The 22,212-nt window shown below is 72.7% G+C and carries 19 protein-coding genes; 8 read left to right on the top strand and 11 right to left on the bottom strand.

Annotated elements, in window-relative coordinates; all coding sequences use genetic code 11:
* The first annotated feature begins 27 nt into the window (after window positions 1–27).
* Window positions 28–1,668, top strand: a complete 1,641-nt coding sequence (locus ACFQBR_RS30590) for a helix-turn-helix domain-containing protein (RefSeq protein WP_344182982.1) — start codon at window positions 28–30, stop codon at window positions 1,666–1,668.
* 130 nt (window positions 1,669–1,798) lie between these two features.
* On the opposite strand, the gene ACFQBR_RS30595 is transcribed toward ACFQBR_RS30590, so the two are convergent.
* Window positions 1,799–2,965 (bottom strand): hypothetical protein, encoded by a 1,167-nt coding sequence (locus tag ACFQBR_RS30595; protein WP_344182984.1) that lies wholly within the window; start codon window positions 2,963–2,965, stop codon window positions 1,799–1,801.
* A gap of 344 nt (window positions 2,966–3,309) precedes the next feature.
* Between ACFQBR_RS30595 and ACFQBR_RS30600 the strand changes: the two genes are divergently transcribed.
* The 3 genes from ACFQBR_RS30600 (at window position 3,310) to ACFQBR_RS30610 (ending at window position 6,707) form a co-directional block, all read left to right on the top strand.
* The gene (locus ACFQBR_RS30600; RefSeq protein ID WP_378554924.1) at window positions 3,310–4,659 is read left to right on the top strand and encodes a GAF domain-containing protein; all 1,350 of its coding nucleotides are present in this window, start codon (window positions 3,310–3,312) and stop codon (window positions 4,657–4,659) included.
* A 129-nt stretch (window positions 4,660–4,788) separates the two neighbouring features.
* On the top strand, window positions 4,789–6,312 hold the full coding sequence (gene exaC / locus ACFQBR_RS30605) for an acetaldehyde dehydrogenase ExaC (protein WP_267946922.1): 1,524 nt from the start codon (window positions 4,789–4,791) through the stop codon (window positions 6,310–6,312).
* Entirely contained in the window at window positions 6,312–6,707 is a 396-nt protein-coding gene (locus tag ACFQBR_RS30610) for a DUF779 domain-containing protein (protein ID WP_344182376.1), read from the top strand. The genes exaC and ACFQBR_RS30610 overlap by 1 nt, the downstream gene beginning before the upstream one ends.
* Before the next feature lie 138 nt (window positions 6,708–6,845).
* Here ACFQBR_RS30610 and mnhG read toward each other — a convergent pair whose 3' ends face one another.
* From mnhG to ACFQBR_RS30640, 6 genes are read right to left on the bottom strand one after another with little or no spacing between them, the layout of a single operon-like run.
* Window positions 6,846–7,253 (bottom strand): monovalent cation/H(+) antiporter subunit G, encoded by a 408-nt coding sequence (mnhG, locus tag ACFQBR_RS30615; RefSeq protein ID WP_267946920.1) that lies wholly within the window; start codon window positions 7,251–7,253, stop codon window positions 6,846–6,848.
* On the bottom strand, window positions 7,250–7,570 hold the full coding sequence (locus ACFQBR_RS30620; protein ID WP_344182378.1) for a monovalent cation/H+ antiporter complex subunit F: 321 nt from the start codon (window positions 7,568–7,570) through the stop codon (window positions 7,250–7,252). The genes mnhG and ACFQBR_RS30620 overlap by 4 nt, the downstream gene beginning before the upstream one ends.
* Window positions 7,567–8,181 carry a Na+/H+ antiporter subunit E gene (locus tag ACFQBR_RS30625; protein WP_344182380.1) on the bottom strand — a complete coding sequence of 205 codons (615 nt, stop codon included), beginning with the start codon at window positions 8,179–8,181 and terminating at the stop codon, window positions 7,567–7,569. Before ACFQBR_RS30625 ends, ACFQBR_RS30620 begins: the two co-directional genes overlap by 4 nt.
* Window positions 8,178–9,836, bottom strand: coding sequence for a Na+/H+ antiporter subunit D (locus tag ACFQBR_RS30630; protein ID WP_267946917.1), 1,659 nt, complete (start codon window positions 9,834–9,836; stop codon window positions 8,178–8,180). The genes ACFQBR_RS30625 and ACFQBR_RS30630 overlap by 4 nt, the downstream gene beginning before the upstream one ends.
* A gap of 2 nt (window positions 9,837–9,838) precedes the next feature.
* Entirely contained in the window at window positions 9,839–10,669 is an 831-nt protein-coding gene (locus ACFQBR_RS30635; RefSeq protein ID WP_267946916.1) for a Na(+)/H(+) antiporter subunit C, read from the bottom strand.
* Window positions 10,666–13,617 (bottom strand): Na+/H+ antiporter subunit A, encoded by a 2,952-nt coding sequence (locus ACFQBR_RS30640; protein WP_344182420.1) that lies wholly within the window; start codon window positions 13,615–13,617, stop codon window positions 10,666–10,668. Before ACFQBR_RS30640 ends, ACFQBR_RS30635 begins: the two co-directional genes overlap by 4 nt.
* Window positions 13,618–13,865: 248 nt before the next feature.
* Between ACFQBR_RS30640 and ACFQBR_RS30645 the strand changes: the two genes are divergently transcribed.
* On the top strand, window positions 13,866–14,342 hold the full coding sequence (locus ACFQBR_RS30645) for a MarR family winged helix-turn-helix transcriptional regulator (RefSeq protein ID WP_267946915.1): 477 nt from the start codon (window positions 13,866–13,868) through the stop codon (window positions 14,340–14,342).
* A gap of 76 nt (window positions 14,343–14,418) precedes the next feature.
* On the opposite strand, the gene ACFQBR_RS30650 is transcribed toward ACFQBR_RS30645, so the two are convergent.
* Together ACFQBR_RS30650 and ACFQBR_RS30655 are read right to left on the bottom strand one after the other, a co-directional pair.
* Window positions 14,419–14,820 (bottom strand): DMT family transporter, encoded by a 402-nt coding sequence (locus tag ACFQBR_RS30650; RefSeq protein ID WP_344182383.1) that lies wholly within the window; start codon window positions 14,818–14,820, stop codon window positions 14,419–14,421.
* The gene (locus ACFQBR_RS30655) at window positions 14,817–15,575 is read right to left on the bottom strand and encodes an SDR family NAD(P)-dependent oxidoreductase (RefSeq protein WP_267946913.1); all 759 of its coding nucleotides are present in this window, start codon (window positions 15,573–15,575) and stop codon (window positions 14,817–14,819) included. Before ACFQBR_RS30655 ends, ACFQBR_RS30650 begins: the two co-directional genes overlap by 4 nt.
* A 195-nt stretch (window positions 15,576–15,770) precedes the next feature.
* Between ACFQBR_RS30655 and ACFQBR_RS30660 the strand changes: the two genes are divergently transcribed.
* Together ACFQBR_RS30660 and ACFQBR_RS30665 are read left to right on the top strand one after the other, a co-directional pair.
* Window positions 15,771–16,352, top strand: coding sequence for a TetR/AcrR family transcriptional regulator (locus ACFQBR_RS30660; RefSeq protein WP_344182385.1), 582 nt, complete (start codon window positions 15,771–15,773; stop codon window positions 16,350–16,352).
* Between the two features lie 115 nt (window positions 16,353–16,467).
* Window positions 16,468–16,869: a helix-turn-helix domain-containing protein gene (locus ACFQBR_RS30665; RefSeq protein WP_344182387.1), complete on the top strand. Its 402-nt coding sequence runs from the start codon at window positions 16,468–16,470 to the stop codon at window positions 16,867–16,869.
* Window positions 16,870–17,070: 201 nt separating this feature from the next.
* Here ACFQBR_RS30665 and ACFQBR_RS30670 read toward each other — a convergent pair whose 3' ends face one another.
* Together ACFQBR_RS30670 and ACFQBR_RS30675 are read right to left on the bottom strand one after the other, a co-directional pair.
* Window positions 17,071–17,691, bottom strand: a complete 621-nt coding sequence (locus ACFQBR_RS30670; protein ID WP_267946911.1) for an ATP-dependent Clp protease proteolytic subunit — start codon at window positions 17,689–17,691, stop codon at window positions 17,071–17,073.
* Window positions 17,688–18,353, bottom strand: coding sequence for a ClpP family protease (locus ACFQBR_RS30675; protein WP_267946910.1), 666 nt, complete (start codon window positions 18,351–18,353; stop codon window positions 17,688–17,690). Before ACFQBR_RS30675 ends, ACFQBR_RS30670 begins: the two co-directional genes overlap by 4 nt.
* A 464-nt stretch (window positions 18,354–18,817) precedes the next feature.
* Here ACFQBR_RS30675 and ACFQBR_RS30680 point away from each other — a divergent pair, with 464 nt between their 5' ends.
* Window positions 18,818–21,937, top strand: coding sequence for an AfsR/SARP family transcriptional regulator (locus ACFQBR_RS30680; RefSeq protein WP_344182389.1), 3,120 nt, complete (start codon window positions 18,818–18,820; stop codon window positions 21,935–21,937).
* The last annotated feature ends 275 nt before the right edge of the window (window positions 21,938–22,212 follow it).

Consider the following 22,212-nt stretch of genomic DNA (forward strand, 5'->3'; position numbering starts at 1 on the left):
ACATCGTGGTGGGAGGGGGAGCGGGAGATGATCAACCTCGACCGGCTCGTCAACGTGCTGGGCGGGTACGGCGCCAGGCTGATGGGCGCCGAGGGCCTGCGCCGCAGGGAGCTGCGCAGCGTCGCCATGCACGATCCCACCGACGATGCCCCGCCCCTGGGCGACGCGTTCCTCGCGGTCGGGGTGGACTCCGCGGCCGAGGCGGTCCGCCTCGCGGAGCAGGCGCGCGCCACCGTCGTCCTCCTCCGCTCCGCCGCGGACCCCGCGGACGACGTGCGCGAACACCTCCGGGCGCGCGGGCTGGCCCTCCTCGTCGTCGACCCCGCGGTGTCCTGGAGCCAGATCTCCGGCGTCGTCTACGGCCTGGTGCTGGAGGGCCGCGAGACCGAGGCGGGACGCGGGCCGAGCGACCTGTTCACCCTCGCGGACACGGTCGCGGCCGAGGTCGGCGGACCGGTCACGATCGAGGACCGCTCCTCCCGCGTCGTCGCCTACTCCGCCTCCCAGGGGGACACCGACCGGGTGCGCCGGGCCACCGTGATCGACCGGAGGGCCCCGGAGGAGGTCCGGGAACGCCTCGACGCCGACGGGGTGTTCGCCGGGCTGGCGGCCTCCGCCGAGCCCCGCTTCGTCCCCGGAGTGCCCGAACTCGGGCTGGGCGGGCGCACGGCCGCGCCGATCCGGGTGGGGCGCGAACTCCTGGGCTCCCTGTGGGTGGTGTGCGACGCCCCGCTGGACGCCGGGCGCTCCCGCGCCCTGCGCGAGGGAGCGCACACCGTGGGACTGCACATGCTGCGCGCGAGGGTGAGCAGCGACCTGGAACGCCAGGTGGAGTCGGAGTCGGTGATCGACCTGCTGGAGGGGTCGGCGGACCCGGCGCAGACGGCCGGCCGCCTCGGCCTGCCCGCCACGGGCCTGCGGGTGATCGCGTTCCAGGCGAGGGCCAGGACCGAGCCGGAGGCGGCGATCCTGCACCTGTTCGAGCTGGTCACCACGGGTTTCGGGTGGTCGCGTCCCGGTCGCAGCACCCTGCTCGGAACGACCGTCTACACGGTGCTGCCGTGCGGGGACGACCCCTCGCCGGCGGTGGAGTGGGTGCGGTCGACGGTGCGCGGGCTGCCGGACCAGCTGGGCGTTGCCGCCGGCGTGGGCGGCGCCGCCGACCCCTCCGAACTCCCGGCCAGCAGGCAGGAGGCGGACGAGTGCCTGACCCTGCACGGCCGTGGGGTGCGTACGGCGCCCCCGGGGCGGAGCGGGGCGCGCGGGGCGCCGGCCGCGGGGCCGGGGTCGCCGGGGACCGCCGGGCCGGTGGTCTACGACGACGTCTGGCACGCGGTGCTGCTGCGCCGCCTGCGGCTGGTGGCCGAGACCGGCAGGCTGCCCACCCGCAACCCCGTCGCGGAACTGGTGCGCCACGACGCCGCGCACGGGACGGACTACGCGCGCACGCTGCGGGCGTGGCTGTACGCGCACGGCGACCTGGGACGGGCCGCGGAGGAGCTGGACCTGCACCCGAACACGGTGCGGTACCGGCTGCGCCGCATGGGCGGGGTCGCGGACCTGCCGCTGGACGACCCGGAGGCGCGGGTGGCGATGACCATCGCGCTCGCCGCACTGGTCGAGGAGCCCTCCGCTCCCCCGGCCGGGCGCGGCCCCGGGCCCGCCTGAGGCCGGCCGCGCGCACGGTCCCGGAAGGAAAGGGACTCCAGGGGGAGGGGCGCGGGCGCCGGGCCGCTCCACGCCGTGGCGGACGGGAAACGACGCCCGGGCCGGAGAAGGCCCTCCGGCCCCGCCGACGTCACTCCGGCCGCGGCCGGCCCTCCGGGTCAGGGGGGACGATGGTGATGCCGTGGTCCCGGTAGCGCGGGTCCGCGCCGCCTCCGGCCGCAGGACCGGCCGGGGGCCCGGACGGTGCGGCCGGGGGGCCGGGGGGTGCGGCCGGGCCGGGCCGTCCGTCGGAGGCGCCGTCCGCCTCCCGCCCCGCCTCCTCGCGCAGGCGGGCCTCGCTCCGGCCCCGCCTGACCGCCGTCACGACGATGACGACCGGTCCGGCGACGATCCCCGCCAGGGACAGCAGCAGCAGGGCCCAGAGCCCGGAGTCCCGGCGGGAGTTCGCGGCCTCCGCCGTGGCGATGTCGCCCACCGCGTAGGAGACGCCCGGGTCCCCGTCGCAGACGAGCGTGTACTCGCCCGGGACGGGGGTGTCGATGGCGTCGACCAGCCTCCAGCCGTCGGACTCGTAGGAGAGGCCGGGGAAGCTGAAGGGGTGGTCGGCCGGGTCGCTCCCCTCCACCGTGCAGTCGTAGTGGTGGGAGGCGTCGCCGGGCGACACCCACAGCCCCCAGGCCCCGTCCTCTCCCTCGGCCGCCTCGAACGCGATCTCGCCGCGGGACTCGACCTGTCCGGCGAAGTCCGGGAGCGCACTGCCCGAGGCCGTCACCGCCCACATGGCGAGGGCCCCGGCCGCGATGCCCCCGGGGACGCACAGCCCGCCGATCCAGAACCACCGGGGACGGGGGCGGATCGCCCTCCGGTCGATCCGGGGACGGAACGGGGGAGGCGGCGGTCCCGCGTGGACCGGGCCGGCGCCGTACGCCCCGTGCGCGGCGGGCCCTCCGTGGGCGCCCGGCGGGTACGGGTGCGGGTACCGCGCCCGGCGGAGCGCCGCCTCCCGGCCGGCGCGCACCAGGAAGACGACCAGGAGGACGACCAGGCTCGCGATGAAGCCGAGCACCGGCGTCACGATCCCGAAGAAGATCTCCGGCGGCGTGTCCTCCTCGCCCGAGAGGAGGAGGACGCCGAAGAGGAGGGTGGCCGGGAAGACCAGGCCGCCCACCCAGTACCAGTGCTTGCCGGGGCGCAGCGCGGGCTCGGGGGAGGCGGGACCGCCCCGGGACGGTCGGACCGGGGGCTCGCCCGCGCCGTGCGGCGCCGGGGGAGAGGAGGGGGAAGGGGGAGAGGACATGGCCCGTATTGTGCCACCGGGCGACGACGGAGCGTGGACGTCCGGACGGCGGCGGGCCGCCGCGTTCCGCCGTCCAGGGCCGCTGCCTGCGGGAATCCCGCCCGGACACCCGCCGCATCCGCCGTGCGCGGGGCGGCACGACGGCCGGCACGCGCACGTCCGGGCCCCCGGACCGTCCCGGGCCGCTTTCCTCCCCCCCAGGGCACTGCTGCCCGGACCGGGACGGACCTCCGTCCGTTCTCGCGGAACCACTTGTCAGGAGGGGCGGGCGCGGCTTCAATCGGGGTGTCGGGGCGGTCCGCCGGCACGGTCCGCCGTCGTCTCGACGAAGGGGAGCGCCGTTGATGTCCGGGACGTGGAACGCGTGGTCGTGGGACACCGACCCCGAGGCCGTGCGCCGCGACGTGGCCGCCGCACACGAGCGCTTCACCGGCTCCGGCCGGGTCAGCGGCCCCGTCCGGGCGGTCGTCGGCGAGTCCTGGAGGCGCAGCGTCCTGCACGGCGTCGACCCCGACACCACCGTGCCCCGGATCGAGCTCGCCGGGCACGCCCTGCGGGACCACCGCGACGCCCACCCGCTGGCCGCCGCCATGCCGCTGCTGCGCCGGCTCCTGGTCGACACCGCGCCCGGTCCGCAGATCGTCGCGGTCGGCGACGCCGCGGGACGCCTGCTGTGGGTGGAGGGCGACCGCCGACTGCGCGACAGCGCGGAGGACATGTGCTTCGTGGAGGGCGCCAACTGGCACGAGCGGTCCGCGGGGACCAACGCGCCCGGCACCGCCCTGGCCCTCGACCACGAGGTCCAGGTGTTCGCGAGCGAGCACTTCTCCAGAGGCGTGCAGCGCTGGAGCTGCTCGGCCGCGCCCCTCCACGACCCCTGCACCGGCGAGGTCCTGGGCGTCCTCGACATCACGGGCGAGGACCACCTCGCCTCCCCGCAGGCCCTCGCCCTGGTGCGGACGGCCGCCACCGCGGTGGAGATGGAGCTGCGGGCCCTGCGCCTCGGCGCGCACCCTCCCCGCTCCCGGACCGCACCCGGGGACCGCGGCGCGCACCGCGCCCCGGGTGTGCGGGAGGCCGTCGGCGCCCGTCCCGCGCCGCCCCCGGGACGGGGCCCGTCGGCGGGCCCCGCGCTGCGGGTCCTGGGCCGCGCCGGGGCCCTGGTCGCCCTCGACGGCCGGGAGGCGGAGCTGAGCGTCCGCCACTCCGAGATCCTCCTCCTGCTCGCCCGCAGTCCGCGCGGCCTCACCGGTGAGGCGCTCGGGGCGCGGCTGAACGAGCACGACGCCTCCCCGGTCACCGTCCGCGCGGAGATGTCGCGGCTGCGCCGACTGCTCGGCCCCGGCCTGCTCGCGTCACGCCCCTACCGCCTGCTCCGCCCGCCGTCCACCGACATCGACGAGGTCCGGCGCCACCTGGCGGAGGGCTCCTACCGGAGGGCGCTGGAGGTCTACGCCGGACCGGTCCTGCCCCGGTCGGAGGCGCCGGGGGTGGCGGAGATCCGCGACGCCCTCCAGGCGGAGGTGTGCGAGGTGCTCGGGGCCAACGCCCCGCCGAGCGTGCTCCTGGCCTGGTCGGAGGACCCCGAGTGGCGCGACGACCCCCGGGTGGTCACCGCGGCGCTGCGCTCCCTCGACCCCGGGTCCCCACGCCACGCCGCCCTCCGGGGAAGGCTGCGCTGGCTCGGCGGCTGAACCCGCCCCGCCCCGCCCCGCTCCCGCAACGTGGTCGCAACGTCGCCGTGACTAGCGTCACCGGCCCCAGACCCCTCGGAACCGGGCGCCGGCCGCACCACCGGCGCCCCACCGAAGAAGGAGGCCACCATGGCGGTCTACGCTCCCCCCGGACAGCCGGGGAGCATCGTCGAGTACGCGCCGCGCTACGACAACTGGATCGGCGGCGACTGGGTCGCGCCCGTGCGGGGCCGCTACTTCGAGAACCCCACGCCCGTCACCGGGCAGACCTTCACGGAGGTCGCGCGCAGCGGTGCGGAGGACGTCGAGCTCGCGCTCGACGCCGCCCACGGGGCCGCCCCCGCCTGGGGCCGCACCTCGCCGGCCGAGCGGGCCCTCGTCCTCCACCGGATCGCGGACCGGATCGAGGACAACCTGGAGAGGCTGGCCGTCGCGGAGTCCTGGGAGAACGGCAAGCCCGTGCGCGAGTGCCTGGCCGCCGACCTCCCGCTGGCCGTGGACCACTTCCGCTACTTCGCCGGGGCGATCCGCGCGCAGGAGGGGCACAACTCCCAGATCGACGGCGACACCGTCGCGTACCACTTCCAGGAGCCCCTGGGCGTGGTCGCGCAGATCATCCCGTGGAACTTCCCCCTGCTCATGGCCACCTGGAAGCTGGCGCCCGCGCTCGCCGCGGGAAACGCCGTGGTCCTCAAGCCCGCCGAGCAGACCCCGGCGTCCATCATGCTCCTGGTCGGGCTGGTCGCCGACCTGCTGCCGCCCGGCGTGCTCAACGTCGTCAACGGCTTCGGCGTGGAGGCGGGGAAGCCGCTGGCCGCCAGCCCCCGGGTGCGCAAGGTCGCCTTCACCGGTGAGACTACCACCGGGCGCCTGATCATGCAGTACGCGTCGGAGAACCTCGTCCCGGTCACCCTGGAGCTGGGAGGGAAGAGCCCCAACCTCTTCTTCGCCGACGTCGCCGCGGCCGAGGACGCGTTCTACGACAAGGCGCTGGAGGGCTTCGCGATGTTCGCCCTCAACCAGGGCGAGGTGTGCACCTGCCCCTCCCGCGCGCTCGTGCAGGACTCCTTCTACGACAAGTTCATGGGCGACGCCCTGGAGCGGGTCGGCCGGATCGTGCAGGGCGACCCGCTCGACACCGGCACCATGCTCGGAGCGCAGGCCGGCAACGACCAGATGGAGAAGATCCTCTCCTACGTCGACATCGCCCGGCGGGAGGGCGCCGAGGTGCTCGCCGGGGGCGAGCGGGTCGACCTCGGCGGCGACCTCTCCGGCGGCTACTACATGGCCCCGACCGTGTTCGCGGGGCAGAACGGCATGCGCGTCTTCCAGGAGGAGATCTTCGGCCCGGTGGTGTCCGTCGCCCGCTTCGACGGCTACGACGACGCCGTCAAGACCGCCAACGACACCCTGTACGGGCTGGGGGCGGGGGTGTGGACGCGCGACGGCAGCACCGCCTACCGCGCGGGCCGCGACATCCAGGCCGGCCGCGTGTGGGTGAACAACTACCACGCCTACCCCGCGCACGCCGCGTTCGGCGGCTACAAGCAGTCGGGCATCGGGCGCGAGAACCACAAGATGATGCTCGACCACTACCAGCAGACGAAGAACCTGCTGGTCAGCTACTCGGACCAGGCGGCGGGGCTCTTCTGATGGGCGCCCCCGGCAGCGGCGAGGAGGTGGAGCGGGTCGCCGTCACCGAGAAGGCCGCGGCCCTGCTCCGCGAGCTGCGCGACGAACACGGGCCGCTCATGTTCCACCAGTCCGGCGGGTGCTGCGACGGCAGCTCGCCGATGTGCTACCCGGCGGGGGAGTTCCGCACGGGCGACTCGGACGTCCACCTGGGCTACCTGGACGCGGGCACGCCCGAACCGGTGCCGGTGTGGATGTCCCGCTCGCAGTTCGCGGTGTGGAGCCACACCCACCTGACCATCGACGTCGTCCCGGGGCGGGGCGCGGGCTTCTCCCTGGAGGCGCCGACCGGCCGCCGGTTCCTCGTGCGGTCGAGGCTGATGACCGACGGCGGGGCCGGACGCCCCGCACGGTGACCCGTGCGCGCGGACCCCGGTCCGCGCGCACGCGCGGCCGCCCGCTGGGGCGCGGTGGGCGGCGGCACGCGGAACGGCCGGGGGAGGACCTCCTCCCCCGGCCGTTCCCCTCTCCGGCGCGGACCGGGTCCCCCCGGCTCAGGCCCGTGTCTCGGGAGGCCCCCCGCCGCCGTCGGCCCGGCGCTTGGCGGCCAGCCGCTCGGCCAGCTCGTCGCGGACGATCAGGTCCGCGTGGACCCGCCCGGTCCGGTAGGCCACCCGGGCGGCGATGTGGCCGGCCACGGGGACCGTCACCACCTGGAAAAGGCCCACCAGGATCAGCGTCCCGATGTTGAACACGTTGGTCTCCTCCGGGATCAGCCGGATGCCGATCCCGACCAGGACCAGCAGGAGCCCCAGCACCTGCGGCTTCGCCGCGGTGTGCATGCGGGAGAGCAGGTCGGGGAAGCGGATCAGGCCCACCCCGGCGACGAGGGAGAGCAGCGCCCCGGCCAGCAGGCACAGGATCGCGATCCAGTCCAGGACGGCGACGACCTGGTCGCTCATGACGAACCCCCTTCCTCAGGGGCCGGGGCCGGGGGCTCGGTCGGCGTGGCCACGTGCTCCTCCGGGCGGCGGGCGACGAACTTGGCGATGCTGATCGAGCCGATGAAGCCCAGGAGCGACAGCACCAGCAGGGTCGGCAGAACCGTCGGGTCGCGGTGGAAGGCCGCGTAGGCGCCGATGCCGGTCAGCGCCGAGGCGAGCAGCACGTCCACGGACAGCGCCCGGTCCAGGATGCTGGGGCCGATCACCATACGGGTCACGCCCAGCAGGACGGCCGCCCCGAGCAGGAGGCCGATGGCGATCCACAGGATGTTCACGCGTCCTCCCCCCGGTCGTCGACGGTCGGTCCGGCACGGAGCGCGTCGATGTCCTCACGGGTGCCCAAAGCCATCACGATCCGCTCCTCCAGCTTCCAGATGTCCTCCCGGCCGGCCTCGATGCCCTTCTCGTCGTCCGCGCCCAGCAGGTGCACGTACAGGATGTGGTTCGGCTGGGAGACCTCGACGATCACACTGCCGGGGATGATCGAGCTGGCGATCGCCGTGCACACCAGCATGAGGTCGGCCTCGGTGCGCAGCGGCACCGCGACCACCGAGCTGCGCACGGGGCCGGGGGAGAGGGTCTGCACCGTCACCCGGAAGCTGGCCACGGCCATCCTGCCGAACACGTACACGAGCATGCGGACCAGGTACACCGGCCGGAACCGGAACCCCGGGGTGATCGGCGGCAGCGGGAAGACCAGCATGATCACGACCGACACCAGGAACCCCAGGACCAGCAGGCCGAGGGACTCGAAGCGCAGCCGGAAGCCGTCGAACAGCAGGAGCCACACCAGGGTCATGCCGAGCGCCACCGGGACCTGGACCTTGCCCAGGCGCCGCCGCAGTGCGGCCAGACCCATCCTCTTCTTCGCCTTCAGGTCGATCACCGGGCGCCTCCGAGAACCGCCTCGACGTACGGGGTCCGGGCCATCAGCTCCACCGCCGCCTCCGAGGAGTAGTGGATCAGCGGGCCCGCGAACACGGTCAGGGCCAGGCCGAACGCGACCAGCGCGACCGTGGCGCCGACCATGCTCTTGGGCAGGACCACGGACGTCACGACCGGGCCCGCCAGGGTCGAGGTGTCGCCGAGTCGGGAGGACGGGCCGACCGCCTCGCCCGGCCCCAGGGCCGCGGTCGACGCGTCGTCGGCCTCGACGTCCTCCAGCACGGTGCCGGGCTCGGCCACCATGCCCTCGGAGGGCGTCCGCCAGAACGCGTAGTTCCACACCCGCGCGATCACGTACAGGGTCAGGAGGCTGGTGAGGACCGAGGCCCCGACCAGCGTGTAGGAGAGCGGCGTGCCCGCCTCCACACCGGCCTGGAGCAGGCCGATCTTGCCCAGGAAGCCGGACAGCGGCGGGATGCCGCCCAGGTTCATCGCGGGGATGAAGAACAGGACCGCCAGCACCGGCGCGATCCGACCCAGCCCGCCCAGCTGGTCCAGCGACGTCGACCCGCCCCGGCGCTCGATGAGCCCCGTGACCAGGAACAGCGTCGTCTGCACGGTGATGTGGTGCGCCACGTAGAACACCGCTCCGGCCAGGCCGTGCTCGCTGCCGAGCGCCACGCCGAACAGCATGTAGCCGATATGGCTGATCAGCGTGAACGACAGCAGACGCTTGATGTCGGTCTGCGCGACCGCGCCGAGGATGCCCATGATCATGGTGGCCAGGGCCACCCACATGAGCAGGTCGTTGAGGACCTGGCCCGGGAAGAAGAGCGTCTGGGCGCGGATGATCGCGTACACGCCCACCTTGGTGAGCAGGCCCGCGAACACCGCCGTGACCGGCGCGGGGGCGGTCGGGTAGGAGTCGGGGAGCCAGGCGGCCAGCGGGAAGACCGCCGCCTTGATGCCGAACGCGAACAGCAGCATCACCTGGAGGACGACCCTGAGGTCGGGGGAGATCTCCGGGAGGCGCTCGGCGAGCTGCGCCATGTTGACCGTGCCGGTGGCCCCGAAGATCAGCGCGATGGCGATCAGGAACAGCACCGACGACACCAGCGACACGACCACGTAGATGGCGCCCGCACGCATCCGCGACTGGGTGCCGCCCAGGGTCAGCAGCACGTAGCTGGCGGTCAGCAGGATCTCGAACCCGACGTACAGGTTGAACAGGTCACCGGCGAGGAAGGCGTTGGAGACGCCGGCCACCAGGATCAGGTAGGTCGGCTGGTACACCGACAGCGGCGCGACCTCGGCCTTGCCCGCCATGCCCTGGCCGATCGAGTAGACGAGCACGGCGAGCGTGATCGCCGCCGAGACCGTCACCATCAGGGCGGACAGCTGGTCGGCGACCAGGGTGATGCCGATGGGCGCGTCCCAGCCGCCCACCTGCACGGCCTGCGGTCCGAACTCGTAGGCGCCCAGCATCAGCGCGAACCCGATGATCAGCACGAGGGCCAGCGAGATGACGCTCAGCCACTGCTGGACCCGCGGCCAGCGGATGCCGAGGGCCAGCTTGACCCCGGCCGCGAACAGCGGGAGCACCACCGGCAGGGGAATGAGGTAGTGCACGAAACCGACGAGGTATTCCCCATCCATGATCAGTCACTCCCTTGCAGGTCGCTGTCCTCGGCGCGGGCCAGGCGCTCGCGCTCGGCCGACATGGTCTGGCGCGCCTGGCGCCGCTGCGAGCGGATGCGGCGGCGCAGCTCGCGCCACAGCTCGCGCTCGGCGGCCCGGTCGGCGCGGCGGTGCTCGCGCAGCCGCCTGCGTCCCAGGCGGATGCGCCCGCGCAGCTCCTGCACCTGGGCGGTCATGCTCTCCGTGCGGTCGGTGAGCCTGCGCATGGTCTCCTGCGACCGCTCGTCCGGCCCGCTCTCCTCGGCCTCGACCTCGTAGCGGGCCAGTTCGGCCTGGGCCGCCGCGATCTCCGCCTTGATGCGGGCCTGCTCGGCCAGCTCCTGGGCGTCGGCGGCGGCGATGGTCGCCTGGAGCTCGGCGCGCTGGCGGCGGATGTCGGCCTGGAGCCTGCGGCGCTCCTTGGCGAAGCGCTGCCGCACCGCTCGGCGGCCCTCGCCCTGCACGATCCTGATGTCCTCGGCGTCGTCCTGGACCTCGTCGTTGCCCTCGAGCTGCCAGTTCCGGTACGCCATCGCCAGCAGGAACGCGGTGATGCCGAGGGTGATGACGATCGCCGTCAGGATCATCGCCTGCGGCAGCGGATCGGTCATCTCCTCCGGCTCGGACAACCACAGGATCGGCGGCTCGCCGGCCTCCCCCGCCATCGACAGGATCATCAGGTTGACGCCGTTGCTCATCACGATGAAGCCGAGCAGCACACGGGTGAGGCTGCGCTCCAGCAGGAGCACGACCCCCACCGCGACGAGCACGCCGACGAGGACGACGAGGATCAGGCTGGGTGACTCGTTCACGAGGTGACCTCCTCGGCCCGGGCCAGCGCGTCTGCCCTGGCGTCCTCTTCCGCGTGTGCGGCGTCCCTCTCGATCTGTTCGTCGATACGGGCGCCGAGACTGCGCAGGATGTCCAGGATCAGGCCGATCACCAGCAGGTACACGCCGATGTCGAAGATCATGGACACGGTGACGTGGGCCTCGCCCAGGATCCAGAGGTCGATGTAGGCGTCCCCTCCCGCGAGGACGTCGGTGCCGAAGATCGCCCCGCCCAGCGCCGTGCCGGTGGCCAGCGCCAGCCCGGCGCCGATCAGGGCCCCCGGCTGCACCCACGCCGTGGCGTACAGCTCGAACCGGCCTCCGGCGAGGTAGCGGACGATGAACGCCAGCCCGGCGACGATGCCGCCCGCGAACCCGCCGCCGACCGCCGTGTGGCCGGTGAGCAGCAGGTACACGGAGATCACCATGATCACCGGGAAGAGGAAGCGCGAGACGACCTCGAAGATGACCGACCGGCGCTCGGTGGGCAGGGCGTCCGCGCCCGGCAGCCAGGCGTTGTTCCACCTGGGCTTGATGTGCATGCTGTCCGGTGCCATCCGCAGCTCGCCCAGGTCGATGCTGCTCCGGTCGCCGGCGGGCTCCGGGGACTTGGTGACGGACACCGCCATCACGCCGCCCGGAGCCTTGCGGGGCTGTGCCCGGCGGCGCACGAACATGAGGCTCGCGACGCCGGCGGCCGCGGCGGCGAGCACCGAGATCTCGCCCATGGTGTCCCACGCGCGGACGTCGACCAGCAGCACCGAGATGATGTTGTACCCGCCGGCCTCCTCGGCGGCGGCGGGGTACCCCTCGGAGACCGAGGGCGCCTGCCGCGCGGCGAGGGCGAACCAGGTCATCGTGGCGACCAGGATGCCGGTGGCGGCGCCGATGGCCATGTTCCACACCCGGCGGCCGCGCAGCGCGGGCGCCGAGAAGAGGGAGGGCAGCCGGCGCAGGACCAGGACGAAGACCACCAGGCTGACGGTCTCCACCAGGAACTGCGTGAGCGCGATGTCCGGCGCGCCCATCAGGTAGAAGAGGGCGGCGATGCCGTAGCCGCCGGTGCCCACGAGGATCACCGCGAACAGCCGCCGCCGCACGAACAGGGCCAGCAGGGCCGTCCCGGCGACGATCACCGCCGGGATGACCTGGACCGGGGTGTCCCAGAGGCGCACCTCGGGGTGCGGCCCCTCCCAGATGCGGCCGCTGACCATCCACCAGCCCGCGGCGACGACCAGGGAGACCAGGACGGTGCCGAGGTAGACCGGCAGCGAACCGCGCTGGGTCCGCCCGGTGACCTGGAGCGCCAGGTTCTCCAGGGCCGCGAGCATCCGCCGGTAGACCCGGTCGGGGTCGACGAAGGAGGTGCGGGTGCCGATCCACACGACCTGGTGGCGGAAGTAGAACAGCACGAGGCCGAGCGCGACGCAGACGGCGGACAGCAGGAGGGGGAGCTCGAAGCCGTGCCACAGCGCCAGGTGCGTCGTGTACGCGCCGGGCGCCAGGGGCACCGTGTCCGCGTAGCGGGCGAGGAGGAAGTCCAGGAGGAGGGAGAGCGGTCCGCCCAGGAGGCCGAGCGCGGCCATGGCCGCGGCGGGCGCCAGGAAGAGAGCTCCGGGGGCGTGCACCGGGGTGTCCGGGACGTCCTCCTTGACGGCGAACGCCCCCCACAGGAAGCGCAGGCTGTAGGCGACCGTGAGGACGGAGCCGGTGACGATGCCGACGAGGACGGCGGTGTCGAAGGGACCGCCCTCCGTGAAGGCGCCGAAGGCGAGCTCCTTCGCGGCGAAACCGAGGGTGGGGGGCAGGCCCGCCATCGAGGCGAGCGCCAGGACCGAGATCCAGAAGGTCCCGGGCATGGAGGTGCGCAGGCCGGAGAGCTCACGCAGGTCGCGGGTGCCGGTGCTGTGGTCGATGATGCCGACCACGAGGAACAGCGGCGCCTTGAACAGCGAGTGCGCGATGAGCATGGACACGCCGGCGAGGGCCGCGGCCCGGGTGCCCGCGCCGAGCAGGACGATGAGGAAGCCGAGCTGGCTGATGGTGCCGTAGGCCAGGACGAGCTTGAGGTCGTACTGGCGCAGCGCCTTCCAGCCCCCGAGCAGCATGGTGAGCACGCCGAAGAACAGCGCCGACCAGGTCCAGACGGCGGAGTCGGGGAAGGCCGGGGTGAGCCGGGCGACCAGGTAGACGCCGGCCTTGACCATCGCCGCGGCGTGCAGGTAGCCGGAGACCGGCGTGGGCGCGCGCATGGCGGCGGGCAGCCACAGGCTGAACGGGAAGAGCGCCGACTTGGACATCGCGCCGACCATCACGAGGGCGAGGGCGACCTCGACCAGGGTTCCCGAGGGCGGGGCGGCGACGAGCTCGGAGATCACGTAGGTCCCGGCGGTCTCGCCGAGGATGATCATGCCGACCAGCATGGCCAGGCCGCCGAAGGTGGTGACGGTCAGGGCCGTCATCGCCGAGCGGCGGCTCTCCTTGAGCTCCGTGTTGTGCCCGATGAGGAGGTAGGAGAAGACCGTGGTCAGCTCCCAGTACACGAAGAGCTGGATGAGGTCGTCGGCCAGGACCAGGCCGAGCATGGCCCCGGCGAAGGCGACGAACACCCCGGCGAAGCGGCCCAGGCCGGGCTCGGAGTCGTTGAAGTAGCGGGCGCAGTAGACCAGGATCAGTGTGCCCACGCCGGCGGCGATGAGCGTCATGACCAGCCCGAGCGTGTCCATGTACAGGCCGAGCCTGAGCGAGAACTCGGGGGCCCACTCCACGGAGGCCGAGAGCTCGCCGCCGCGCAGGACGGCGGGGGTCTGGAAGAGGGCCCAGACGGTGGACGCGCCGGGGACGACGGCGAGGGCGAAGAACGCGTTGCGGCCCCACTGGCGTACCAGTAAGGGTGCGATCGCCGCTGCGATGAAATGCGCGATCAGCACTGTTGTCAATGCGCCCCTCCCGGACCGGTCCGGGCCCGCCCGGTGCCGGGCGGACGTCCACTGCCCCCAGCGGCGGTCCTCGTCGTCCACAAGCGGACGCGTGGACGGGGTGTCGCTACGGTTTGTGGGGGCATGGATGCTTATGAACTTGCGTGCTTAAGCTATTTAATAGTTAGACTACACAAACGTCAAACCACCGCGCGGGTCGGAGGACCCGCGGCGCCCGCCCAGCCTGCGAGGACCGTTTCGTGCCCGACGAGACCCACGAGCCAAGTGCCGAGCAGCCAAGTGCCGAGCTCGAAGAGTTCCAGCGTGCCTGGACCGAACTGATCAACGCGGCCATACACGCGCGCTCGCGCAGCGGCCACGGACACCGGGGTGCCGAAGAACTCACTCTGACGCAGGCCCTGCTCATGGAGGCGGTGCGGGGCATGGACAACCCGAGTGTGGGCGCCGTCGCCCAGATCGTGGGCGTCTCCTCTCCTTCCGCCACCCGCATGATCCAACAGCTGGAGCGCAAGGGCATGATGGCGCGCCGCCGCTCGGAGCGGGACGAGCGCAGCACGGTGGTGGCGCTCACGGAGGAGGGTGAGCGGGTCCTCGCCATCCGGCGCAAGGAGATGGAGCGCAAGCAGCGGCAGGTCTTCGACGCCATAAGGCCTTCGCTGCGACCCGTCGTGCTCACGCTCCTGCGGGACCTGCGCGCGGCGGTGGACGACACCTGACCCGCGGTCGGCGGACCCGACGGGCGCCGGCCGCCGCCCGCGGTCGGCGGACCCGCCCCTCCGCGCGGGGCCGCGGTCAGCCCCGGCCGCCGGAGGCCTCCGGCGACCCCTCCCGCGAGGGCGGCGCCGCCCCCTCCACGAGGTGCAGACCCGCGACGCCGACCAGGATCAGCACGACGAAGCCGATCCGCAGCGGGCTGACGGCCTCGCCGAGGAGCGCGATCCCGGCCAGGACCACCCCGGCCGCGCCGAGCCCGACCCACACCGCGTACGCCGTGCCGACGGGCAGGTCGCGCAGCGCCAGGGACAGCAGCGTGAAGCTGGTCGCGGCGGCGCCCACCGCCAGGGCGCTCGGCCAGAGCCGGGAGAAGCCGTGCGACTCCTTCATCGCCAGCGCCCACACCACCTCCAGGGCGGCGGCGGCCAGGAGCAGCGCCCAGGGGAGAGGGAGCCACTCGGAAGGGTGCGGCGCGCTCACGCGTTGGCCCCGGCGTCGACCAGGATCGACGTCCCCGTGATGCTCCGCCCGCCCGGCCCGGCCAGGTGGGCCACCGACGCCGCCACGTCCTCCGGGTCGGTGTAGCGCCCCAGGGCGGTCAGCGCGCGCTCGGCGTCCGCGCCGGGTCCGTCGGCCGGGTTCATCTCCGTGTCGGTGGACCCCGGGTGGACGAGGTTGACGGTGATCCCCCGGGGGCCCAGCTCGCGGGCCAGTGAGCGGGTCAGCCCCACCAGGGCCGCCTTGCTCGTCGTGTACAGGGTGGCCTCCGGGAGGGAGGCGCGCTCGCTCAGGTTGGTCCCGACGCCGATGATCCTGCCCCCCGGCCCCATGTGCCGGACGGCGGCCTGGGCGGCGACGAACGCGGCGCGGGCGTGGACGGCCATCGACCGGTCGAACTCGGCCACGGTGGCGTCGCCGAAGGGGCCGAAGACGGCGATCCCCGCGTTGTTCACCAGGATGTCCGGTCCGCCCAGGCGCGCGTGGACGAGGTCGACCGCCTCGCGGATCCGGTCCGGTTCGGCGGAGTCGGCGCGGACCGCGAGGGCGCGGACCCCGGCCGCCTCGGCGTCGCGGACCAGCGCCTCGGCGCGCTCCCGCGCGTTCAGGTAGGTGAACGCCACGTCGGCGCCGTCGGCGGCCAGCCTGCGGACGATCGCGGCGCCGATCCCGCGGCTGCCGCCCGTGACGAGCGCGACCCGTCCGGCGAGGGGACTCCGTGTGCTGTCGTGGGCCATGTCGGCTCCCTGGTGCGTTGCTGGGGGTGGTGTGTCCGGGGAGGGCTCCCCGTGCGGCCGATACTAAGTGGAATTTTTTCCACTTACAAGGGGGTGGCGGGGTTCTGGCTATACTCGCCGCGTGTTCGCAGGTCACCAGGAACCCCCGCAGGCGTCCCCGTGAGCGGCCCCGGGCCGCGGCGCCGGACGCTCCCCATGGCCGGAGCGGCGCGCCCCGAGCGCGCCGACGCCGCCCGCAACCGCCAGGCCCTCCTCGCCGCCGCACGCGAACTCCACGCCGAACACGGCACGGAGGGCCTCACCCTGGAGGCCGTGGCGGCCCGCGCGGGCACCGGGGTGGGCACGGTCTACCGGCGCTTCGGCGACCTGGCCGGGCTCACCCACGCGATGGTCGACTCCCAGGAGTACGAGTTCCAGAGGGGCTTCCTCGAAGGCCCGCCGCCCCTCGGGCCGGGAGCGCCGCCCCTTGAACGGCTGCACGCCTTCGCCGACGCCTTCGTCGACCGCCTGGAGGCCCAGGCCGAACTCCTCGCCGTCGCCGAGACCGCCTCTCCCCGGGCCCGCTACCGGAGCGGGGCCTACGCCGCCCACCACGCGCACCTGGTCTCCCTGGTCGCGGAACTGCGCCCGGACGCCGACCACGCCTACCTGGCGGACGCCCTGCTCACCCCCCTGGAGGCCGCGCTCCACGTGCACCAGCGCCAGGAGCGCGGGATGTCCGAGGAGCGGGTCCGCGCCGGGGTGCACGGGGTGGTCGACCGCATCGCCCGCCCCTGAGGCCGGGGGGAGGGCCGTGCTCGGCCGGTTCTGCCTTCCGCAGAAGGGCGCCGTGCGCCTCCCGGCCGCAGCGTACGCTCGGAGGAGACCACCGCTCACCCACCGGGAGGACCCGATGACCGACGTCCTACGCTCCCTGGACGAGGCCCGGAGGGGTCACCGCGCCGAGGAACCGCCGGAACCGCTCATGCGGGACCTCATCGGCGACCTCCTGCGGCGGACCCGGACCGAGCAGGGCCGGACCCTGCGCGAGGTGGCGGAGGACGCCCAGGTCTCCCTCCCCTACCTGTCCGAGATCGAGCGCGGGCGCAAGGAGGCCTCCTCCGAGGTCCTCGCCGCCGTCTACCGCTCCCTCGGCCTCAGCATGGCCGACGTGCTCGCCGCACTGTACGAGCGGACCGTGATGGTCCCGCTCACGCGAACACGCACCGGCCCGGGCGACTTCCGGCGTGCGCCGGTCGCCCCCGTCGCCGCCCCCGCCCACCAGGCCGGGGTGGTCCTCTCCCTGGCCGCGTAGCGGCCCGCGGTGGGCCCGCCGAGGGCGCAGCCGCTCTTCGCTCTCCCCGGCCGCGCAGCGGTCCTGCTCCGCCCCCCGGCGAGGTCGGGGGGCGGAGCGCGTCCGGGACGACCGGTCCGTGCGGGGCCCGGTCCGCGCGGACCGGCGCCGGGAGGCCCCGGGGCCGGCGGCACGCCCGCCGGGCCCCGGGCCCACCGCCCCTCAGGACGCGCCGACGGCCTCCGGCGCGACCTGGCGGGTGGTGATGATCCCGTCCACCAGGCCGTACTCCTTGGCCTGCTGCGCGGTGAAGATCTTGTCCCGGTCGGTGTCGGCGCGCAGCCGCTCCACCGTCTGCCCCGTGTGCCGCGCCAGGATCTCCTCCACCTGCGAGCGCACCCGCAGGATCTCGCCCGCCTGGATCTCCAGGTCGGCGGCGACGCCCTGGCCCTCGCCCGAGGGCTGGTGCAGCAGGACCCGCGCGTGCTCCAGCGCGAGCCGCTTGCCGGGCGCGCCCGCCGCGAGGAGCACCGCCGCCGCGGAGGCCGCCTGGCCCATGCACACCGTGGCGACGTCGGCGCGCACGAACCGCATGGTGTCGTAGACCGCCGTCAGCGCGGTGTTCGAGCCGCCCGGCGAGTTGATGTACAGCTGGATGTCGGCGTCGCTGGACTCGTAGTCGAGGTGGAGCATCTGCGCCATGACCACGTTCGCGACGTCGTCGTCGATCGGGGTGCCCAGGAAGACGATCCGCTCCGACAGCAGCCGGCTGAAGACGTCGAAGGACCGCTCGCCGTGGGGCGTGCGCTCCACGACCATCGGCACCGTGTACCGCCCGCTCATCGGGTTCCCCCCGCCGTGCCCGTGGCGAAGCCGGGGGCGTGCGTGCCCAGCCGGATGCCGCCGCCGTCGACCTCGGCCACGGACGCGACCACGTGGTCGACGAACCCGTAGTCCCTGGCCTCCTCCGCGGTGAACCAGGCGTCGCGGTGCTGGTCCCGGGAGATGGTCTCCTCCGACTGCCCGGTGTGCCGGGCGATCAGCCGCACCATGGTCTGCTTGGTGTGCGCGAGGTTCTCCGCCTGGATGGCGATGTCGGCGGCGGTCCCGCCGAGCCCCCCGCTGGGCTGGTGCATCATGATGCGCGCGTGCGGGAGGCTGTAGCGCTTCCCGGGGGCGCCGACGCAGGCCAGGAACTGGCCCATGCTGGCGGCGAACCCCATGACCAGCGTGGACACGTCGTTGGGGATGAAGTTCATCGTGTCGTAGACGGCCAGCCCCGCGGAGACGGATCCGCCGGGGCTGTTGACGGCCAGCGTGATGTCCTTGTGCGGGTCCTCGTCGGCGAGCAGCAGCAGCTGGGCGCAGACCCGGTTCGCGCTGGTCTCGTCGACCTGGGTGCCCAGCAGCACGATGCGGCTGCGCATGAGGCGCGCCGCCATCTGGTCGTCGAAGGCCGCCCCCGCCGCCTCGTGCGAGGCGACGGGAAGTGGGTGGATGGACATGGAACCCTCCTCGTCCGGCCCTCCGTGGCGGGATGGTCGCCCGCCCGGCCGGTGGTTCCAGCCTGCGGCCGCGGCCCCCGCGGCTTCCACTGTTTCGGCCCGCCGCAGATCTGCCCCTGGCAGACCCCGTTCCGCGCCCGAAGGGGGAAGGGGCCCACGTCCGGGGGTGTGCACGTGCGAACAGGCGTGCATCGGTTTATGCGGTGGAATGCGCCGATGCCCGTGTGTAATTGTCGTGCATGCGGGGAGAGCTTATAGATTTCCGAGTGAAATGTATACCCCGGGGTGATACATCCCTGTCCCGAGAAGGTTTCTTGCGAAGTCGGTGGCGGGCATCTCGGCTGTTCATGGTCTCGGAGGTGTATTTTTGGTCGACCTCTGGCAGTGTTTATGTTCCTGGAAACAGGAAATGGAGGGTGCGATTATGCTCCGATGTTGAGTGGTGGCCATTGGGTGGTGTTCGGTTGGAGATACAAATCCTCTCCCAGGAGCCCCGGATACTGGTCGGCGGTCGGCTGGTGGAGCTGGGACCCCCGAAGGAACGGCTCGTCCTCGCGATCCTTGCCCACTCGGCGGGAAAGGTCGTGCCGGTCCGGGTGCTGATCGACCGGGCGTGGGGTCAGGACACACCGGCCTCGATCCGTACCAGCCTCTACTCGCACATCACCCGCATCCGCAGGCGCCTGCGGGAGGCGGGGGCGGAGAACCGGCTGGAATCCCGGTCCCACGGATACGTCTTGGAGGCCACTCCCGACTCCGTTGATCTGTATCGAGCCCAAAGACTGTGCGGGGACGGCGAGAAGCGCCTACGGGAAGGGGAGCACCAATCTGCGGCCGAACTCCTTTCACAGGCTTTGGGGCTCTGGAAGGGTGATCCGCTCGTCGGGGTCCCGGGGGCATGGGCCGAAGCCACACGCGACCGTATCGAGGAGATCCGTCTGAAGGTGCTCATGCGCTGGGCCGAGGCCCAGGCGGAGCTGGGTGAGTACGACGAGGCCGCCGATCGCCTTGCCGAGGCCTGCGCTCAGAGTCCTGGAAACGATTCGCTGGTCCACACCCGGATGCGCGTCCTTGCCGCGGCCGGCCGCCAGAGCGAGGCCGTCGAGTGCTACGGGGAATTGCGTGACTTCTATCGGGAGGAACGCGGAGTCGAGCCGAACCCGCGGACACGAAGACTCTTCCAGGAGCTTCTCGAGGGGGACCGGCGGACGGAGGAAAGGGCGTCCGCTCCCGAACGGCGAGTGGACGGGCCGGGTCCCGTCGTCTTCGACAACCTCGAAGCCGGGCTGCCGGACTTCGTCACCCGTGAGGCGGAACTCGAGAGGCTCCTTGCCGGAGCCCGGACCGCTACCGCCACCACTGTCGTCCAGGTGGTGGAGGGAAGCGCGGGTGTCGGTAAAACGTCGCTCGCCGTCAAAGCGGCCCAGATCCTGCGCGAGGACTACGACGTCGTCATCCACCTGCTCCTTCGTGGGACGAACGGTCCTGTCCAGCCCGCGCACGCGCTCCACCGACTGTTGCTCATGCTGGGGGTGCCTCACGAGCAGATACCCCAGGGGGTCGGGGCCCGAGCGGACCTGTGGCGGACCCGTCTCTCCCGGCACCGTGCACTCATCGTCCTGGATGACGCCGTCCGGGGGCAGGTGGCGCCACTGGTCCCGGGGGTGGCAGGCAGTACCGTCCTGGTGACCAGCCGCCAAAAGCTCACGGAACTGGACGGCGCGCGCACCTTGACCCTCGGACCGCTGTCCCCCTCCGATTCCGTCCGGATGCTCTCGGCCCTCACGGGCAAGGACGCCGAGCCGGAGGCGGCCGGACGGCTGGCGTCGCTGCTCGGCGGGCTGCCCCTCGGCCTCCGCCTGGCCGCAGGCCGCTTGCGCCGACACCCCACATGGCCCCTCGACTACCTCGCAGACCGGATCGCACGGAACGGCATCGAAGAGGTATCGGCCGGTGAACGGGATCTGACCTCGGTCTTCGAGCTGTCCTACACGGACCTGAGTCCGAGAGCACGGTCCGCGTTCCTGGCCATGGGGATGCACCCGACGGCGGAGGCCTCTCTCCACGTGGTCGCCGCAGTACTGGGGGACTGGGATGGAGCAGAGGGGGCGATGGAGGAGCTCCTCGGCGTCCACCTGGTGGAGGAGGCGGAACCGAATGCGTATCGGATGCACGAGCTTCTGAGGAGCTTTGCGCGGCATCGGGCAACCGAAGTGCTGTCACCGGGCGAGCGCCGCAGTGTGGGGCACAGGTTCCTCGACCACTACCTCGCGATCGCCGACGTGGTGGACCGTGCGGTCGCGCCTGGCCGTTCCCGTCTGGACGTACGACCGACACACACGTCGCGCCTCCCCCGTTTCGAGGACGCCCGTGAGGCGGGGCAGTGGTTCTCGACACATTTCCCGGAGATAGAGGCTGCGGTCGGGTACGCACACTCGCACGGGTTCATGGGGCATGCGGCCCGCATTCCCCTGGCATTGGCCGGCCTGTTGGACAAGTACGGTCCGTGGGACGGTGCCGAGGCCCTCTACCTCGGGGCCGTCGAGGCGTGGCGCTGGATTGGCAGGGGGCCGGGGCTCGGCAGGGCCCTGTACGAACTGGGCCGGGTGCGGTGGCGACTGCGCGATCTTCCCGCCGCGGTGGAGGACATCCGGGCGGCCCTGGCGGAGAGCGAGCGGCGAGGCGACCGGACAGGCCATGCCTGGGCGATGGACCAGCTCGGTCTGATTCGCCAGCGTTCCGGCGACGACCGGGGCGCTCTAGCCGAGTACCGGGAAGCACTGACGGAGTTCCGTGCCCTGGGTGACGACCGGGGTGTGGCCCAGGTGTTCAACCACATGGGGATCAGCCAGAGCATCTTGGGGCAGTACGAGGCTTCCGAGGCATCCCTCACGACGTCGGTCGCGCTCCACCGCTTGCTCGGTGACATCAACTCCGCAGCCCAGGTGCAGATGAACCTCTCGAGGGGGCTCTACCTGAACGGATACCACCGCGACGTGAGAAGGGCGTGTGAGCGTGGTCTGGCCGTCTTCAAGCAGACCGGCGACGACCGCTCCGTCGCAAAAGTCATGCAGGGCATGGGCCTGGTGGCCGAGTACAAGCACCAGTACGAGGAAGCGCTCGACTGTTTCACGGAGGCACGGCGGCTGCTCCGGAGCCGGGAGGACGAGGCCGAGATCATCGAGGCCGACGCCGGCCTCGCTGCTGCCCTTCTCGGCCTTGGTCGGCACGATGAGGCCGACGCGCTTCTGGAGTCGGCCCTGAGGCGCGTTCGTGCCCTGGGAGTGCCGGAACTCGAGGCGCGACTGCTGCTCGTCCAGGGCGACGCGCGTGTGGAGGATCGACGCTTTTCGGAGGCGCGCCTGTGTTACCGCAACGCCCGTGAGTTGGCCAGGCGCGGAGGGGAGCGCTCGTACGAGGCGAGGGCTCACGACCTTCTCGGTGACCTGCTCCGCCGCGAGGGGCGTGAGAGTGAGGCGCTCGAACACTGGAACCGCGCGATCACCCTTCTCAAAGGGGTGCAAAACCCCCATTTGGGATCGATACGCATCAAGGTGGAAATGTGTTCTCGATTCGGTAGTTGAGTGCTAGGTCGCCTAGGCGTAATGAGCGTGGTTTGTCCGCTAGGATCTGGTGCATCACCCCGTAGGTTCTCTGCGGTCTGGTGAAGCGGTTGGGGCTCTGTGTCCGACCGGTGAATCATGATGATCCGATAGTGGGGGAGCAAAGGCGCTCATGCCTCCTGAGGTAAATTCCGGCCTTCGTAAACTTGGCGCGGCCCAGTCGCGTCGAGCGAAGGCAAATTCCGGCCCTCGTGAGCTTGGCGCGGCCCAGTCGCGTCGAGCGGTGGCCCACATGT

This window comes from Nocardiopsis tropica (assembly GCF_042660575.1).
Taxonomy (GTDB): Bacteria; Actinomycetota; Actinomycetes; order Streptosporangiales; family Streptosporangiaceae; genus Nocardiopsis; species Nocardiopsis tropica.

Bases quoted from the DNA above. Each gene is read 5' to 3' on its own strand.
- ACFQBR_RS30655 (WP_267946913.1), bottom strand. From the start codon at position 15,575: ATGGCCCACGACAGCACACGGAGTCCCCTCGCCGGACGGGTCGCGCTC.
- ACFQBR_RS30675 (WP_267946910.1), bottom strand. From the start codon at position 18,353: ATGTCCATCCACCCACTTCCCGTCGCCTCGCACGAGGCGGCGGGGGCG.
- ACFQBR_RS30600 (WP_378554924.1), top strand. From the start codon at position 3,310: ATGTCCGGGACGTGGAACGCGTGGTCGTGGGACACCGACCCCGAGGCC.
- ACFQBR_RS30595 (WP_344182984.1), bottom strand. From the start codon at position 2,965: ATGTCCTCTCCCCCTTCCCCCTCCTCTCCCCCGGCGCCGCACGGCGCG.
- ACFQBR_RS30665 (WP_344182387.1), top strand. From the start codon at position 16,468: ATGACCGACGTCCTACGCTCCCTGGACGAGGCCCGGAGGGGTCACCGC.
- ACFQBR_RS30660 (WP_344182385.1), top strand. From the start codon at position 15,771: ATGGCCGGAGCGGCGCGCCCCGAGCGCGCCGACGCCGCCCGCAACCGC.
- ACFQBR_RS30630 (WP_267946917.1), bottom strand. From the start codon at position 9,836: ATGGATGGGGAATACCTCGTCGGTTTCGTGCACTACCTCATTCCCCTG.
- ACFQBR_RS30670 (WP_267946911.1), bottom strand. From the start codon at position 17,691: ATGAGCGGGCGGTACACGGTGCCGATGGTCGTGGAGCGCACGCCCCAC.
- mnhG (WP_267946920.1), bottom strand. From the start codon at position 7,253: ATGAGCGACCAGGTCGTCGCCGTCCTGGACTGGATCGCGATCCTGTGC.
- ACFQBR_RS30590 (WP_344182982.1), top strand. From the start codon at position 28: ATGATCAACCTCGACCGGCTCGTCAACGTGCTGGGCGGGTACGGCGCC.
- ACFQBR_RS30610 (WP_344182376.1), top strand. From the start codon at position 6,312: ATGGGCGCCCCCGGCAGCGGCGAGGAGGTGGAGCGGGTCGCCGTCACC.
- exaC (WP_267946922.1), top strand. From the start codon at position 4,789: ATGGCGGTCTACGCTCCCCCCGGACAGCCGGGGAGCATCGTCGAGTAC.